A 14,459-nucleotide genomic window follows, 5' to 3' on the forward strand; every position below is an offset into this window, starting at 1 on the left:
ACCTAACCCCTGCACGACAATCCGACAATACTGGCAGGGTGCCAAGGCCGCCCTGCCCCGGCTTCAGGCCACCGCTTTTTCCGCGCCGTGCGTGGCTTCCAGCTCGCGCACCAATGGCAGCACGTGCTCACCGAAATACGCCACTTCTTCCTGAAAATGCAGGAACCCGGAAAGGATCAGGTCGACGCCCACCGCCTTCAGAGCAACGATTCGCTCGGCAATCTGCCGAGGCGTGCCGATCAGGTTGGTCTTGAAACCATCGTTGTACTGCACCAGGTCCTCGAAGCTGGACTTGGCCCAGTTACCCTCGCCCTCCGGGCTGGCCGACCCCGCATGCTTCACTTCCTGACCGAACGCCCGCACCGCTTCGGGGTTGGCCTTGTCGATGATTTCCTGCAGCACTGCGCGCGCCTGTTCCTCGGTGTCGCGGGCGATGATGAAGGCATTGACCCCGATCTTTACCGAGTGGCCGTTGGCCGCCGCCTTGGCGCGGATATCGTCGACCTGGGCCTTGATCCCCTCGACGCTGTTGCCGTTGGTGAAGTACCAGTCCGACACGCGCGCCGCCATGTCCCGCGCAGCACGCGAGCTACCACCCTGGAAAATCTCCGGGTGTGGCTGCTGCAGCGGCTTGGGTTTGAGGTTGTAGTTGCGAAAGCGATAGAAGTCGCCGTTGAAGGTGAAGTTGTCCTGGGTCCAGATGCCCTTCAGCGCGCGGATGAACTCTTCGGAACGGCGATAGCGCTCGTCGTGGTCCAGCCAAGGCTCACCGATGGCATGGAACTCGCCCTTGAACCAGCCCGAGACCACGTTGATGGCGATACGGCCATGGGTGAAGTGGTCGATGCTGGCCAGCTGCTTGGCCGCCAGAGCCGGGTTCCAGGGGCCCGGAAGGATGGCGGCGATAACCTTGAGTTTTTCTGTGGCAGCCAGCAGCGCGTGGCTGATGGTGACCGACTCATGCTGGTTGTCGGCGCCGTAACCGGCTGTGAAACGGATTTGCGACAGGGCGTAGTCGAAGCCGGCCTTTTCAGCAATTTGCGCAAGCTTGCGGTTGTAGTCGATGTCCCAGCTGGTGCGCTGCTCGATGGTGCTGACCACCAGGCCACCGCTGACGTTGGGGACCCAGTAGGCGAACTTGATTGGGGCGTGGCTCATGGGGAGGCTCCTTGAGAGTCCTTGGGGTTCGAGGAGACAGGAGCAGCAACCGTGCCAATCGACAAACCCAAAAATATCAACAAGTTGCACGAAGTTCGCCTGCTGTCCGAGTGCATGGCAGACAGCAGACTGTAAAACCACTGTTGCCCCTGCAACAGCACGCCAGAAGGCGCCAGCCAAGCGCTCGGCGGTCAAGTAATTGTGCCCGATGGTCAAGCGACTCTCCGCGCTGACTGGGAGGATTACAGCAGGCCGCAAGGCCGGTAAAACAATAACAGCAACCAGGAGAACCCCATGACTAGCTACCTGCAGGCCTATGCCCGCGCTGCCGACGACCCCGAAGGTTTCTGGCGCGAACAGGCCGCCGCACTGGACTGGCATCGCTTTCCGCAACAGATCTTCACTGCCCAGGCTGATGGCAGCGGCCGCTGGTTCGCCGATGGCCAACTGAACACCTGCCACTTGGCCGTGGACCGCCACGTCGCGGATGGCGCAGGCGAGCGCTGCGCCATCCTTTACGACTCACCCGCCACAGGCGTGCAGGAGCGCATCAGCTACCAGCAGCTGCAAGCGCGCGTGGCCCGGTGCGCCGGTATGCTGCGCGCCCTTGGGGTGGGGCGTGGTGACCGAGTGATCATCTACATGCCGATGATCCCCCAGGCGCTCGTCGGCATGCTGGCATGTGCGCGGTTGGGTGCCGTGCACTCGGTGGTGTTTGGCGGTTTCTCCGCCGCCGAGCTGGCGGTGCGAATCCGCGATGCCCAGCCCAAGGTGCTGCTCAGCGCCAGCTGCGGCATCGAGTACGACCGGGTGGTGCCCTACAAGCCGCTGCTCGACCAGGCCCTGCAACTGGCCAACGGGCATAGCCCGCACCTGGTGATCGAGCAACGCGAACAGGCCCTGGCCCCGTTGCACGGCCCCCGCGAGCACGACTGGCAACAACTGCAGGCCCAAGCCGAAGCCGTACCTGCGGTGCCAGTGAATGCCACGGACCCGCTGTACATCCTCTATACCTCGGGCACCACGGGTAAACCCAAAGGTGTAGTGCGTGACCACGGCGGGCATGCCGTGGCGCTCAACTTCAGCATGCAGGCCCTGTACGACGCACACCCCGGCGAGGTGTTCTGGGCTGCCTCGGACATCGGCTGGGTCGTGGGCCATTCGTACATCGTCTATGCCCCGCTGATCCGTGGCTGCACCACCTTGCTGTACGAGGGCAAGCCGGTGCGCACGCCCGACGCCGGGGCGTTCTGGCGGGTGATCGCCGAACACCAGGTGAATGTGTTCTTCACTGCCCCCACTGCCTTCCGCGCCATCAAGCGCGAAGACCCGCAGGTACAGCTGGCCGCCGGTCGCGACTTGTCCTGCCTGAAGGCCGTGTACGTGGCCGGCGAGCGCCTGGACCCGCCAACCAGCCAATGGCTGCAGGGGTTTCTGCCCTGCCCGGTTGTCGACCACTGGTGGCAGACCGAGACCGGCTGGGCGATTGCCGGCAACCCGCGCGGGCTGGATGACTTGCCGATGAAGACCGGCTCGGCCAGCGTACCGATGCCGGGCTACCGGCTGGACATTCTGGACGACGAAGGCCAGCCTGTCCCCTGCAACCAGCCGGGCAACATCGCCCTGCGCCTGCCATTGCCGCCCGGCACCCTGACCACCCTGTGGGGCGACCCGCAGCGCTTTGCCGACAGCTACCTGAGCAGCTTCCCCGGCTACTATTGCAGCGGCGACGGCGGCTACCTGGACGAAGACGGCTACCTGTTCGTCATGGGCCGGGTGGACGATGTGATCAACGTGGCCGGGCACCGGCTGTCCAGCGGTAGCCTGGAAGAAGCCCTGGGCGAGCACCCGGCCGTTGCCGAGTGCGCGGTGGTGGCACTGGCCGAGGAGCTCAAGGGCGAGGTGCCGGTGGGGTTCGTGGTGCTCAAGCACGGCCAGCAGCCCGACCCGGCGCTGCTGGAACGCGAACTGGTCGCCAGGGTGCGCGATGCGGTCGGCGCTGTCGCTTCGCTACGGCGGGTGTTCATCCTCAAGCGCCTGCCCAAGACCCGCTCTGGCAAGATTCTGCGCAAGACCCTGCGCAGCCTGGCCGCCAACCCCGAAGTGGCCATGCCTGCGACCATCGAAGACCCGGCCGTGCTGGATGAAGTGCGCGCGGTGTTCGAACAGGCAGGTTGCTATGACGCCGCCCAGGGACGCAAGGCTGCCACCGGGCACTGACCAGGCTGAAAAAACAAACCCCGCCAAGGCAAACCTTGGCGGGGCGCGCGTACAACCGGGGTCACACCGTCACAGCTGGTGCAGCACACGCTGCAAGGCGCTGAGGAACTGCTCGACGTTCTGCGCCGAGAAGCACAACTGCGGGCGGATCTTCAGGGCATTGTTGTCGGCCCCCGACACGCCGATCAGCATGCCTTCTTCCCGTAGCAGGTTGACGATACGCCGCGCCGTGGCGCCATCGGCAGCCCCCGACGGCGCTACCACATCCACCCCAATGAACAACCCCGCGCCACGTACCTGGCCAAGGCAGGCATGCTCGCGTGCAAGGCCCTCCAGGCCCTCCTTCAGTTGGCCCCCCACCTGCCGGGCATTCTCCTGCAGGCCTTCGTCCTCGATCACTTGCAGCACTGCCAGGCCCACGGCCGCAGACACCGGGTTGCCGCCAAACGTGTTGAAGTAACTGGCGTTGCGGCCGAAGCGCTCCAGGATTTCAGGGCGCACCGTCAAACCTGCCAGCGGGTGACCATTGCCCATCGGTTTGCCCATGGTCACCAGGTCGGGCACCAGGCCATGGCGCTGGAAGCCCCACATGTGCGTGCCGGTGCGGCCAAAACCTGGCTGCACCTCGTCGGCGATGAACAGGCCACCCGCAGCGCGCACCGCCTCCACCGCTTCGACAAGAAAGCCGGCAGGGTCGGCGAACACGCCATCGCTGGTGAACAACGTGTCGACCAACAACGCAGCCGGGCGGATGCCATGACGCTGCATGTCGGCCAGCGCAGCACGCACCTGGGCGGCGAACTGCTGGCCAACCTGGTGCGGAGCGTGCGGCAGGTGCAACGGGGCGTCGACCACGCGGATGTCACGGCCCAGCGGCACGTAGTCGCCCACCGACGGCGACAGCTCGGCGATGGCCGCCGTCATACCGTGGTAGGCATAGCGGGTAACGATCACGCCTGTGCCCCCGGTGTAGTCCCGGGCAATGCGCAGGGCCAGGTCATTGGCCTCACTGCCGGTGCAGGTGAACATCACGTTGCCCAACTGCGCCGGCATGGTCGCCAGCAGCTTCTCGGCATAATCGAGTACGCCTTCATGCAGGTAGCGGGTATGGGTATTGAGCGCAGCCGCCTGCCCGGCCAGGGCTTCGACCACACGAGGGTGGCTATGGCCCACCGAGGCGACGTTGTTGTACAGGTCGAGGTAGGCCCGCCCTGCCGTGTCGTACAGCCACGTACCCGCGCCGCGCACCAGGTGCAGCGGGTTGTCGTAGAACAGCTGGTAGGCCGGCCCCAGCAGGCGTTGGCGGCGCTCGATCAGGCGGCGCTCGGCGGCATCCAGGGCAGCAGCCTGCTCGGGCTGGAAGGCATTTACTTTCAACATGGTCGGTCTCCTCAGGTGTCCTGGCGGGCGTCGTCCATGACGATGCTGCCGATGATGTGGTACTTGCGGCGGTCGAAGTAACGGAAGTACAAGGCGATCGAGCCACCCAACGCGAAGCTGGCGGCGACGATCCACGGGATCAGCCGGAACAACAGCGATTCGGCCGCGCTGCCAGCGGCGAAGCTGAGGTTGGCGAACAGCAGGTAAACCACGTACAGCATGCCGATGCCGCCCAGCAGGGGCGCGAGGAAGGTCTTGAACCAATGGGCCTGGGCACGGCGTTGGGTGCCGACATGGAAGTAGCAGATCACGGCGAAGGCGCACAGCGCCTGGACGATCAGAATGCCCATGGTGCCGAGGATTGCCAGCAAGGCATACAAGTCGGCATACGGGTCTTTACCGGTGAGCAGGAACGCCAGCACGATCAGCGTGGCGATCACGCTTTGCACGGTCGAGGCTACATGCGGCGAGCCATGGCGGGCATGAGTACGGCCAACGGTGCGGCCTAGGAACACGAACAGGTTCTCCCGGCCCAGGGCATAGAGGTAGCGCGCGGCACAGTTATGGAAGGCCATGCCGCAGGCAAACGAGCCGGTCACCACCAACAGCTTGAACAGGCTCACGGCCCACTCGCCCAGGTACAAGCGGGTCGGCCCGTAGAACACCTCGGCGGCACTGGCCGGGTCCTGCGCCAGGCGAATGGCTTCGGCAGGGCCGGAACCGGCGATGGCCATCCACGAGACGAACACATAGAACACGCCGATGCCGATCACCGCGAGCAGCGTCGCCAAGGGGATGATCTTTTTCGGGTTGCGTGATTCCTCGCCGTACATGGCCGAGGACTCGAAACCCACCCAGGACCAGAAGGCGAAGAACAGGCCGATGCCAGCGTTCGCACCTATCACCCCCTCGGCTGGCCGGAAGGCGTTGAGCGGGTTGATTGACTCCACCGCCATGCCCTGCGGCCCACCGCCGTGGAACAGCACGGCAAAGGCCATCAGCCCCAGCATCAGGATCTCCAGCACCAGGCACAGCCCCAGCACCTTGGCAGTGAGGGAGATGTCGAAGTAGCTGAGCACGCCGTTGGCCAATAGCATGGCCAGGGCAAACACGATCCATGGCACATGCAGGCCGACGACACTGGCCAGCAGGTCTTCACAGAAGAAGGCGAAAATGCCCACCAACGCCGCTTCGAAAACGATGTAGGTCAGCGTTACGGCAAGCCCCGAGGCCATGCCCACCACCCGGCCCAAGCCATGGGAAATGAAGCCGTAGAACGCCCCTGTGGCGGTGATGTACTTGGCCATCTGTGCATAGCCAATGGCGAACAGCGCCAGGATGATCGTGGCCACCAGGTAGCCCGCCGGCGCGTACTGACCATTGCCGCTGCCGATGGCGATCGGCACGTTGCCAAGCATGGCGGTGATCGGCGCCGCAGTGGCAACCGTCATGAACAGCACACCCATCAAGCCCACTGCATTCTTGCGCAGGCGCTGCACCTCATGGGGCTGTGCCTGGCTGTCAAGCCGGCGCTCCAGTTCACCGCTGTAGGTCTCGCTCATCAGGATCCACTCCGTGCTTTTATGGTTTTGGTGGAAAAGGGTCAGGCCAGTGCTTGCAGGGACTCGGGCAGGATCTGCCCACCATCGATGATCAGGCTTTGCCCAGTGATGTAGCCGGCCTCTCTGGAAGCAAAGAACAACGCGGCATTGGCAATGTCCTCGACCTGGCCGAGGCGCTTGAGCGGAATGGACGCGGCCATGCTGGCCTGGTAGTCCTCGCCCATGCCCTGCAAGCCTTCGGTAACGATGTTGCCTGGCAGCAGGGCATTGATGGTGATGCCATCGCGGGCCAGCTCGATCGCTGCGGTACGCATGAAACCCAGCTGCGCTGCCTTGCTCGCGCCGTAGTGCGCCCAGCCTGGAAAGCCGGTGACTGGCCCGGTGATGGACGAGGTCAGGATCACCCGGCCGTACTCGGCCCTGCGCAAATACGGCAGCGCCGCCTGCACGCAGAGGAAGGTGCCTTTGGCATTGGTGCCGAGCACCTTGTCCCAGTCGGTATCGCTCATCTCGGCCAGTGCGGCAGAGGGGAAGACCCCGGCATTGGCGCACAGTACATCGAGCCCGCCCTGGGCCTGCGCCACCTCTTCGATCATCCGCAGCACCTGCGCGCGGTCACCCACATCGGCCACCAGGCCGATGACGGCCAGGCCTTGATCACGCAAGCGGCTGGCGACAGCCTCAACCTTGTCCCGGTGCCGGCCACTGATCGCCACCTTGGCGCCCTGGCGGGCGAAGCCGACGGCGATGCCCAGGCCGATACCGCTGGTACCGCCGGTGACCAATACGCTTTTGCCTTGTAGTGAAGTCAGCATGCTCTAGCCCTCGATCCGCTGTTTACGCCAGTGATGGGGGCCGATGGTGGGCCGGCCGGCAGGTGGCGACTTGACCGCAGGGCACAAGTTGAGGGCTGCAGGATCAAATTCTCGAAGCGGCCCAGGCGGCTTGTGGCGTGTGGTCAAGATTTCGCGGTTTGCGGTCAAGCCAGTGGCGCGGGGCTCGACTCATGCTGGCAGCCAGACCCCTGCCAACGGAGCGTGCCTGATGACCAACGATCACCCATCTCACACCAGCCCTGCCGTGCTTGAACGTTTCGCCCAGCACGCGCTGGCTGGCTATGCCGATACCTACCAGGGCCAGATCGAGTTGCTGGTGCACTCCGAGAACGCCACGTATCGGGTACGGGGCTTGCGGCAACGGTATGTGATGCGTGTGCACCGCGCCGGCTATCACCAACACGCCGACATCGCCAGTGAACTGGCCTGGCTGGCCGCGCTGGAGCAGGCCGGCCTGGAGGTACCAGTGCCCATCGCCGGGGTGGACGGCGAAGCGATTCAAAGGGTCGAGCTGCCCGGCCTTGGCCATCGTTACGTGGTGCTGTTTCATTGGATAGAGGGCGGCGAGCCCGACCAGCAACAGTTGAATGCTTCGTTCCGCCGGCTTGGCGCCATCAATGCCCACCTGCATCGCCACGCCCGCAGTTGGCAACGCCCCGACAATTTTCAACGGCTGACCTGGAACCACCAAAGCATGCTGGGTGAGCACGGCCACTGGGGCAGCTGGCGCGAAGCGCCCTACCTGGATGCCCGGGGCAGCGCCTTGATCAGCGAAGCGGTACAGGTGATCGGCGCGCGCCTGGCCGGCTATGGCGAAGACCCATCACGCTTTGGCCTTATCCACGCTGACCTACGCCTGACCAACCTGCTGGTGCAAGGTGATCGCACCCGCATCATCGACTTCGACGACTGCGGCATGGGCTGGTACCTGCACGACCTGGCAGCGGCCCTGAGCTTCTTCGAACACCACCCCGACCTGCCGCAGTGGATCGACAACTGGCTGGCGGGTTACAGCAGCGTGGCCAGCCTGGATGCCAGCGACATAGCCATGCTGCCGACGCTGATCATGCAGCGGCGTCTGCAACTGCTGGCCTGGACCGGCACCCACCGCGGCACGCCACAAGTGGAGTGCCTGGGCCCGCAATGGGTCGAGCAGACCGTGGGCCTGTGCCAGCGTTACTTGCAGGAGCGGCCGGTGGGCGCACTCGCACGGGCATGATCGAAACAGTTTTGTAACCAAAGGCTACGCACCGTGCTGGTGCGCAGCCTGCGCCATGAGGGCCCCCGGCAGCGCCGCAATGAGTTGCCCTTGAGCGGTCGACAGGCTGGCGTACGGCCGTTGGCCCGGCGTGGAATGAAAATTGCTCCTTCATTTACCCAGCAACAGCCGGTAAACGACCGAGGAGGAAGCTTCGTGCACGTTATCCATACAGGCTCGCGCCAACCAGCGAGTGCCCCGCCTGGCAACTCGATAGGCATTCTGGCCTCGGCGGCGACCGGCCTGGTCGGCTTCATCGGCCAGCAAGGTGGCGATGCCGAACGCATCCTGGGGCGCGCCGGCATCGACAGCGAGCGCCTGGAGCACCCTACCCTCACCCTGGACCTGAACCAGTACTGCCAGGTATTCGAGGAGGCGGCTCGGCAAACCGGCAATGACAACTTCGGCCTGCGCTTCGGCCAGCAGTTCAAGCCCGACGCGCTCGGGCTGCTCGGCTACGTGGGCATGTGCTCTGCCACCTTGGGCGATGCCCTGCGCAACGTGGTCAACACCTTCCCGGTGCACCAGCAGAGCAGCCTGTTGCGGCTGGAGGAAATGGGCGAGTTCTACCGCCTGGACTACCAGGTGCAATACGGCGCCATCCTGCGCAAGCGGCAGGACGCCGAACTGTCGCTGGGCATGTTCTTCAACCTGATGCGCCATGCGCTGGGGCAAAACTGGGCACCCGAAAAGGTGTTGTTCGAGCACCCGCAACCCGAGGCCTGGCATGAGCACTGCAAAGTGTTCGACGCCCCGGTGCTGTTTGGTCAGCAGCGCAATGCGCTGGTGTTTCGCCGCAGCGTGCTCGACCGGCCAATGCCCGGCCGCGACCCACGCTTGCTGGCCATCGTCATCGAAAGCATGCACCTGCTCCGCGGCCAGGCCGGCACGCTCAACCGCCCAGGCATTGTCGATGATGTGAAAACCCAGGTTCGCGCCCTGTTGGGCGACGGCTACCCGAGCCTGGAGCAGGTAGCCGAGCAATTGCGCCTGCCCAGCTGGACCGTGCAACGCCGCCTGCAGGAGCAGGGGCTGAGTTTTTCGACCCTGTTCGACACCGTGCGCCAGGAGCTGGCGACCTATTACCTGCAACAGTCGGCGCTGCCGATTTCCGAGTTGGCATTGCTGCTGGGGTACTCGGAAATCAGCGCGTTCTCGCGGGCGTTTCGCCGCTGGTTCGATGTCAGCCCCAAACAATGGCGCCAGGCGCACAAGGGGCAGAGGGTGGATGCCTAGCACTGGAGCTGCTGCTTGCGTGCATCGCATGCTTCGCGGATGTGCCCACTATCACAGGGTAAACTCGCTCCTTGGCAAGCAGCCTTCAAGGACGACACCCATGTATTCACTGACTGATGAACAGGTTCTGGCGACCATCCAGGAAAACCCGATAAACCGGGCACTGCTGGCCATCTTGCCAACGCTGGATATGCCTCACTGCATGCTAACGGCCGGCGCGCTGTTCCAGACCTTCTGGAACCAACGCGCCGGGCGGCCTGTCGCGTGGGGTATCAAGGACTACGACATCGCCTATTTCGACACCGACTTGTCCTGGGAAGCAGAAGACCGGGTTATCGCCAAGGTTCAGCAGGCGTGTGCGCACCTGGGCGTCAACGTCGAAGTGCGCAATCAGGCCCGCGTTCACCTGTGGTACCAAGCGAAATTCGGCGGCACCTACTCGGCATTGCACAAGGTTACCGATGGCATTGACCGCTACCTGATCCGCTCGACCTGCCTGGGCGTTGATGTGCTCACGGGCTCGTTGTACAGCACCCATGGCCTGGAAGACTTGCAGAACAACCTTTTGAGGATGAACGAACTGAATCCACGCCCCGACTTGTTCAAGGCAAAAGCTGCCAGCTACCGGGAGCGCTGGCCATGGCTTGAGTTGATCGAGTGAGGTCTACGCCATGGCGTTGTGCAAGTTGCCCTTGCGCCACACCAGCCGTCCGAGCGTAATCGACCAATTGAGCACGGATACCCCCAGCAGGATCAACAGCATCATCGACAAACCTTTGTCGATGATGATTTTGCCGGCAAGGAACGGGAACCCGAACACACCAACAAAATAAGAAAGGCTGAACAGCAGCAGAGACTGCGTGGTTGTGCCCTCTGGTGCCTCGTTCGCCGCGAGGCCGTTGATCACCGAATAGGTCAGGCCATAGCCAACGCCCAGAATGACCGCTGCCAGGATGTACCCAAGGTTCCCGGCAACAACGTATTTGAACATCAATAACGCCACTACGATCAGCCCGGACAGCAGACACGACATCCGATAGGGATCGCGCCTTACCACCACCCCCGCTACAAACATGCGCCCGGCAATGGCAGCACTCATGAAACCTATGAAGAAAACCGAGTAGTCGAGGGCTTTTTCATGGGCATAGCTGGTTTGAAAACTTGAAAGCCCGCCAAAGATCGCACCGCCCAGGCCTACCATCAGGATCGGGAATACAGCCCTTGAGCCCAGGACTTTTTGCGTTGCCTGCCAGGACAGTCTGGACACTGATGCGCTAAAGCGATTGGGTAATTGGACGAACGCATTGGCCATGCGCCAGAACAGCACTACGCCGATCAGGCTAGCCAGTGCTGCAACAAAAAAGGTGGCAGTGACCGGCAAACCCATTTGGCTAGCCAGGCGCCCGACCAAGGGCGCCGAGCCAATGCCGCTCATCATACTGCCCGAGAGCAATGCAAAATAGCGCGAGCGCTGTGCCGGGGGAACGATCGTTGCCACGATGATCGGGCCCAGGGTATAGAAAACGCCCCAGCCTATGCCCAGCAGCAAGCCGAACATCATCATCAGGTTTGTATGGCTGGCACTCATGGCAAACCCCACGTTCGCAGCCACCAGTGCCAGACCGCAATAAGCAATCGAGCGTGCAGCGCCGAGGCGATCTGACAAGTGCCCGGAAACCAGCACGGCAGCAAACGTACTCAACATGGCGGCTGAGATCACATGGCCCGCATCCTGCTCGTTGCCACCTTGGGTAGCCACCAGCAATGCAAGCAGGAAGGTCGAGCCATAAGACAACGACAGCAAGTAACTGGCAAAACAGAACACGCTGAACAGGGGCTTTGACACGCCCCTATTGCGTTCACCCTCGAAAACCATGAGAAACCCTGAGTGATTGGACCGAACACGCAGTGTGCGTGGCGGGCCGGAACAGGGTAAATCCAGGATTTTTGATCTGAAGGTAAGTTGCCACACACCTAACGCAGGCGGCAGCCCCCGCAAGGGGCTGCCCTCCAGCGTGGCGACAGGGCAACGCGCGACTTAATTCAGTCGGTAGTCTGCACTGCTGCGGTGTCGGCGGCAGAGGTCTGCGACTGCGACTGCGCTTTGGACTTCGCCCGGTTGCGGCGGTCCTGGCTACGTTGCCGCGAGGCTTGCTGCTTCGCATGCAGTGCCTGGGCGGCGGTCACAACGCCAGCTGCCTGCCCGTTCAGGTCCAGACGCGGTGCATCTTCCACCATGCTTGCCCAGTATCGAGCACCCCGGCACCACGTAGAAATGCCCAGTTTCAGCTGCTCACGGGTTAACCCAAGCAGCTCCAAGTGTTGCTCGGCATCCTTGAAAATGCCCTCCTTGAGCGGCACCTTGGGGGCAGGATTGACCGGGAAAGCCAAGGGAAAATGCTTCTGCAGAGGCCAAATCGCTGCCACCGCCGGGTCCTGCTCACGCGGCTTCGCCTGCGCGGGCGACTTGCGCTTGGGCGGTTTCGGGCTATCGGCCTTGGTCTGCCCTTTTTCCGCCCGCAGGCGGTCACGTAGCTCAGCTAGTTGTTCAAAACCCATCGTTCATTCACTGCTTCGAAGTTGTTTGCGTGGCATAAGGATACCCCATGCAGCCAGCATATTGCTTGCAGGCCAACTTTCCCGGCCAGCCGGATGCGACGCACAAGCCCCTCAGCTGAACACCCAAAGCACGCGCGTGGGCTTGTCGGTGAGGTTGGCGTAACGAAAACTGGCATGGGGTTGCAACTGAAAACTGTCACTGGCGCGCAGCGTGACCGGCTCACCGCCGTCCAGCCAGACGGTCAGTTCGCCTTCGAGCACGAAGCAGCCTTGCTCCGAGCTGTCGTCCAGGTACTCTTCGCCACTGCTGGCCCCCGGCTGCAAATGGCTATCGAGCATGGAGAACGCCCCCGTTATCGTGGGGGATGCCAGCACATCGGTGATGCCGCCGGCCAGATGCAGCGTGCGGCGCTCGTGAGGGCGGGTGACCCAGTCGAGTTCGCGGGGTTTGTCCAGCTTGTAGAAGTAGGCGGTCGAGACACCGAGCTCTTCGCTGATGGCAGTGAGGTCGGCCACGGTCGGGCGCGATACGCCGCGTTCGACCTGGGACAGAAAGCCTACCGAACGGCCGATGCGCTGGGCCAGCTCGCCCAATGTCAGGCCTTTGAATTTGCGCAGGTCGCGAATCAGTACTGCCAGGCCTTCGATTTCTTCGTGCACTTTCATAGTTGAATCGCGACTTTCGGATGGGTGATGAATGCCCTGAAAAGTACATGATTCATCTCACAAAGCAAAATGCTTCAGGGTTCGCTGGCTGTCAGCCAAGCCAGCGCCCACAGTTGCAATGCATGTCTCAACCCTGTGGGAGCTGGCTTGCCGGCGATGGGATGCGAAGCAGCCCCTTTCTTACCGAACAGCTTCGTACGTCAGGTCCAGGCACTTGCGAGCCTTCTGCACCAGCTCGTCGATCTCTTCGACACTGATCACCAGCGGTGGCGCGATGATCATGGTGTCGCCCACGGCGCGCATGATCAGGCCGTTGTCGAAGCAGTGCTGGCGGCAGATCATGCCGACACCTTTGCCTTCATAACGGGCGCGGGTGGCCTTGTCCTTCACCAGCTCGATCGCACCGAGCATGCCCAAGCCGCGGACTTCGCCTACCAGCGGGTGGTCGGCCAGTTCGCGCAGGCGTTGCTGCAGATAAGGTGCGGTTTTATCGTGCACCTGCTGGATGATCTGCTCGTCGCGCAGAATGCGCAGGTTCTCCAGGCCCACCGCAGCCGCTACCGGGTGGCCGGAATAGGTGAAGCCGTGGTTGAAGTCGCCGCCTTCGCTGATGACCTTGGCCACTTCGTCACGCACGATCACTCCGCCCATGGGGATGTAACCGGAGGTCAGGCCCTTGGCGATGGTCATCAGGTCGGGCTTGAGGTCGTAGTAGTCAGTACCGAACCACTCACCGGTACGGCCGAAACCGCAAATGACTTCGTCGGCGACGAAGAGGATGTCGTACCTGGCCAGGATTTCCTTGACCTTCGGCCAGTAGGTCTGCGGCGGGATGATCACACCGCCGGCGCCCTGGATCGGCTCGGCGATGAAGGCGGCAACGTTGTCCACGCCAACTTCGAGGATCTTCTTCTCCAACTGCTCGGCCGCCCACACGCCGAAGTCGGCCTCGGTCATGTCGCCGCCTTCACCGAACCAGTAGGGCTGCGGGATGTGCACGATATCCGGGATCACCCCGCCCTGCTGGTGCATACCGCTCATGCCGCCCAGGGCCGCGCCCGCCACGGTAGAGCCGTGGTAACCGTTGATGCGGCCGATGATGACGTTCTTGTTTTTCTTGCCCTTCAACGCCCAGTAATGGCGAACCATGCGCAGTACGGTGTCGTTGCCTTCGGAGCCGGAGCCTGTGAAGAACACGTGGTTCATGCCTTGCGGCGCCACATCGGCGATTGCCTTGGCCAGCTCCAGCGCAGGCGGGTGGGCAGTCTGGAAGAACAGGTTGTAGTAAGGCAGCTGCTTCATCTGCTGGCTGGCGACCTCGGCCAGCTCGTCGCGACCATAGCCGACCGCCACGCACCACAGGCCCGCCATGCCATCGAGAATCTTGTTACCTTCACTGTCCCAGAGGTACACGCCCTTGGCCGAGGTGATAATGCGCGGGCCTTTCTCGGCCAGTTGTTTGACATCGCTGAACGGGGCCAGGTGGTGGTCGCGGCTCAGCGCTTGCCAGGCCTGGGTCTGCGAATTCTGTTCACTCATTGACTTCACTCCATCAAGTTGCGCAGCGGTGCTGCGCGGGTATTT

12 protein-coding genes are annotated in these 14,459 nt (G+C 63.0%); 4 read left to right on the plus strand and 8 right to left on the minus strand.

Translation table 11 applies throughout. The features are described from left to right. Positions 1-63: 63 nt before the first annotated feature. Positions 64-1,158 (minus strand): dimethylsulfone monooxygenase SfnG, encoded by a 1,095-nt coding sequence (gene sfnG, locus APH35_RS20620; protein WP_012271460.1) that lies wholly within the window; start codon positions 1,156-1,158, stop codon positions 64-66. A gap of 294 nt (positions 1,159-1,452) precedes the next feature. On the opposite strand from sfnG, the gene APH35_RS20625 reads away from it, so the two are divergent. Beyond that, complete coding sequence (locus APH35_RS20625; RefSeq protein WP_060515360.1) at positions 1,453-3,378, plus strand: AMP-binding protein; 1,926 nt, start codon at positions 1,453-1,455, stop codon at positions 3,376-3,378. A 69-nt stretch (positions 3,379-3,447) separates the two neighbouring features. On the opposite strand, the gene APH35_RS20630 is transcribed toward APH35_RS20625, so the two are convergent. The 3 genes from APH35_RS20630 to fabG are packed head-to-tail and all read right to left on the minus strand — an operon-like array spanning position 3,448 to position 7,135. Beyond that, positions 3,448-4,758 (minus strand): aspartate aminotransferase family protein, encoded by a 1,311-nt coding sequence (locus APH35_RS20630; protein WP_060492986.1) that lies wholly within the window; start codon positions 4,756-4,758, stop codon positions 3,448-3,450. An 11-nt stretch (positions 4,759-4,769) separates the two neighbouring features. Continuing rightward, the gene (locus APH35_RS20635; protein WP_060492987.1) at positions 4,770-6,320 is read right to left on the minus strand and encodes an APC family permease; all 1,551 of its coding nucleotides are present in this window, start codon (positions 6,318-6,320) and stop codon (positions 4,770-4,772) included. 41 nt (positions 6,321-6,361) lie between these two features. Next, positions 6,362-7,135: a 3-oxoacyl-ACP reductase FabG gene (fabG, locus tag APH35_RS20640; RefSeq protein ID WP_012271456.1), complete on the minus strand. Its 774-nt coding sequence runs from the start codon at positions 7,133-7,135 to the stop codon at positions 6,362-6,364. 229 nt (positions 7,136-7,364) lie between these two features. Between fabG and APH35_RS20645 the strand changes: the two genes are divergently transcribed. From APH35_RS20645 to APH35_RS20655, 3 genes are all read left to right on the plus strand, one after another. Continuing rightward, positions 7,365-8,375, plus strand: a complete 1,011-nt coding sequence (locus tag APH35_RS20645) for a phosphotransferase enzyme family protein (RefSeq protein ID WP_060492989.1) — start codon at positions 7,365-7,367, stop codon at positions 8,373-8,375. A 195-nt stretch (positions 8,376-8,570) separates the two neighbouring features. Further along, positions 8,571-9,650 carry an AraC-like transcriptional regulator QhpR gene (gene qhpR / locus APH35_RS20650; protein WP_060515361.1) on the plus strand — a complete coding sequence of 360 codons (1,080 nt, stop codon included), beginning with the start codon at positions 8,571-8,573 and terminating at the stop codon, positions 9,648-9,650. Between the two features lie 100 nt (positions 9,651-9,750). Then, positions 9,751-10,311, plus strand: coding sequence for a nucleotidyltransferase family protein (locus APH35_RS20655; protein ID WP_060492990.1), 561 nt, complete (start codon positions 9,751-9,753; stop codon positions 10,309-10,311). 3 nt (positions 10,312-10,314) lie between these two features. Here the strand turns inward: APH35_RS20655 and APH35_RS20660 are convergent, their stop codons facing one another. The 4 genes from APH35_RS20660 to APH35_RS20675 all read right to left on the minus strand — a co-directional run bounded on the left by APH35_RS20660 (position 10,315) and on the right by APH35_RS20675 (position 14,414). Beyond that, complete coding sequence (locus APH35_RS20660) at positions 10,315-11,526, minus strand: MFS transporter (RefSeq protein WP_060492991.1); 1,212 nt, start codon at positions 11,524-11,526, stop codon at positions 10,315-10,317. A gap of 167 nt (positions 11,527-11,693) precedes the next feature. Continuing rightward, complete coding sequence (locus APH35_RS20665) at positions 11,694-12,209, minus strand: ProQ/FinO family protein (protein WP_060515362.1); 516 nt, start codon at positions 12,207-12,209, stop codon at positions 11,694-11,696. A gap of 111 nt (positions 12,210-12,320) precedes the next feature. Continuing rightward, the gene (locus APH35_RS20670) at positions 12,321-12,875 is read right to left on the minus strand and encodes a helix-turn-helix domain-containing protein (protein WP_012271450.1); all 555 of its coding nucleotides are present in this window, start codon (positions 12,873-12,875) and stop codon (positions 12,321-12,323) included. Positions 12,876-13,055: 180 nt separating this feature from the next. Next, a complete protein-coding gene (locus tag APH35_RS20675) occupies positions 13,056-14,414 on the minus strand; it encodes an aspartate aminotransferase family protein (RefSeq protein ID WP_012271449.1) in 1,359 nt (452 codons plus the stop codon). Between the last annotated feature and the right edge of the window lie 45 nt (positions 14,415-14,459).

The sequence above is a fragment of the Pseudomonas sp. NBRC 111132 genome (assembly GCF_001320565.1).
GTDB classification, from domain to species: Bacteria; Pseudomonadota; Gammaproteobacteria; order Pseudomonadales; family Pseudomonadaceae; genus Aquipseudomonas; species Aquipseudomonas putida_P.

What these genes read in the sequence shown, in the direction of transcription:
- APH35_RS20630 (WP_060492986.1), bottom strand. Translation starts at nt 4,758, where the DNA reads ATGTTGAAAGTAAATGCCTTCCAGCCCGAGCAGGCTGCTGCCCTGGAT.
- APH35_RS20665 (WP_060515362.1), bottom strand. Translation starts at nt 12,209, where the DNA reads ATGGGTTTTGAACAACTAGCTGAGCTACGTGACCGCCTGCGGGCGGAA.
- APH35_RS20645 (WP_060492989.1), top strand. Translation starts at nt 7,365, where the DNA reads ATGACCAACGATCACCCATCTCACACCAGCCCTGCCGTGCTTGAACGT.
- APH35_RS20635 (WP_060492987.1), bottom strand. Translation starts at nt 6,320, where the DNA reads ATGAGCGAGACCTACAGCGGTGAACTGGAGCGCCGGCTTGACAGCCAG.
- sfnG (WP_012271460.1), bottom strand. Translation starts at nt 1,158, where the DNA reads ATGAGCCACGCCCCAATCAAGTTCGCCTACTGGGTCCCCAACGTCAGC.
- APH35_RS20670 (WP_012271450.1), bottom strand. Translation starts at nt 12,875, where the DNA reads ATGAAAGTGCACGAAGAAATCGAAGGCCTGGCAGTACTGATTCGCGAC.
- APH35_RS20625 (WP_060515360.1), top strand. Translation starts at nt 1,453, where the DNA reads ATGACTAGCTACCTGCAGGCCTATGCCCGCGCTGCCGACGACCCCGAA.
- APH35_RS20660 (WP_060492991.1), bottom strand. Translation starts at nt 11,526, where the DNA reads ATGGTTTTCGAGGGTGAACGCAATAGGGGCGTGTCAAAGCCCCTGTTC.
- APH35_RS20675 (WP_012271449.1), bottom strand. Translation starts at nt 14,414, where the DNA reads ATGAGTGAACAGAATTCGCAGACCCAGGCCTGGCAAGCGCTGAGCCGC.
- APH35_RS20655 (WP_060492990.1), top strand. Translation starts at nt 9,751, where the DNA reads ATGTATTCACTGACTGATGAACAGGTTCTGGCGACCATCCAGGAAAAC.
- fabG (WP_012271456.1), bottom strand. Translation starts at nt 7,135, where the DNA reads ATGCTGACTTCACTACAAGGCAAAAGCGTATTGGTCACCGGCGGTACC.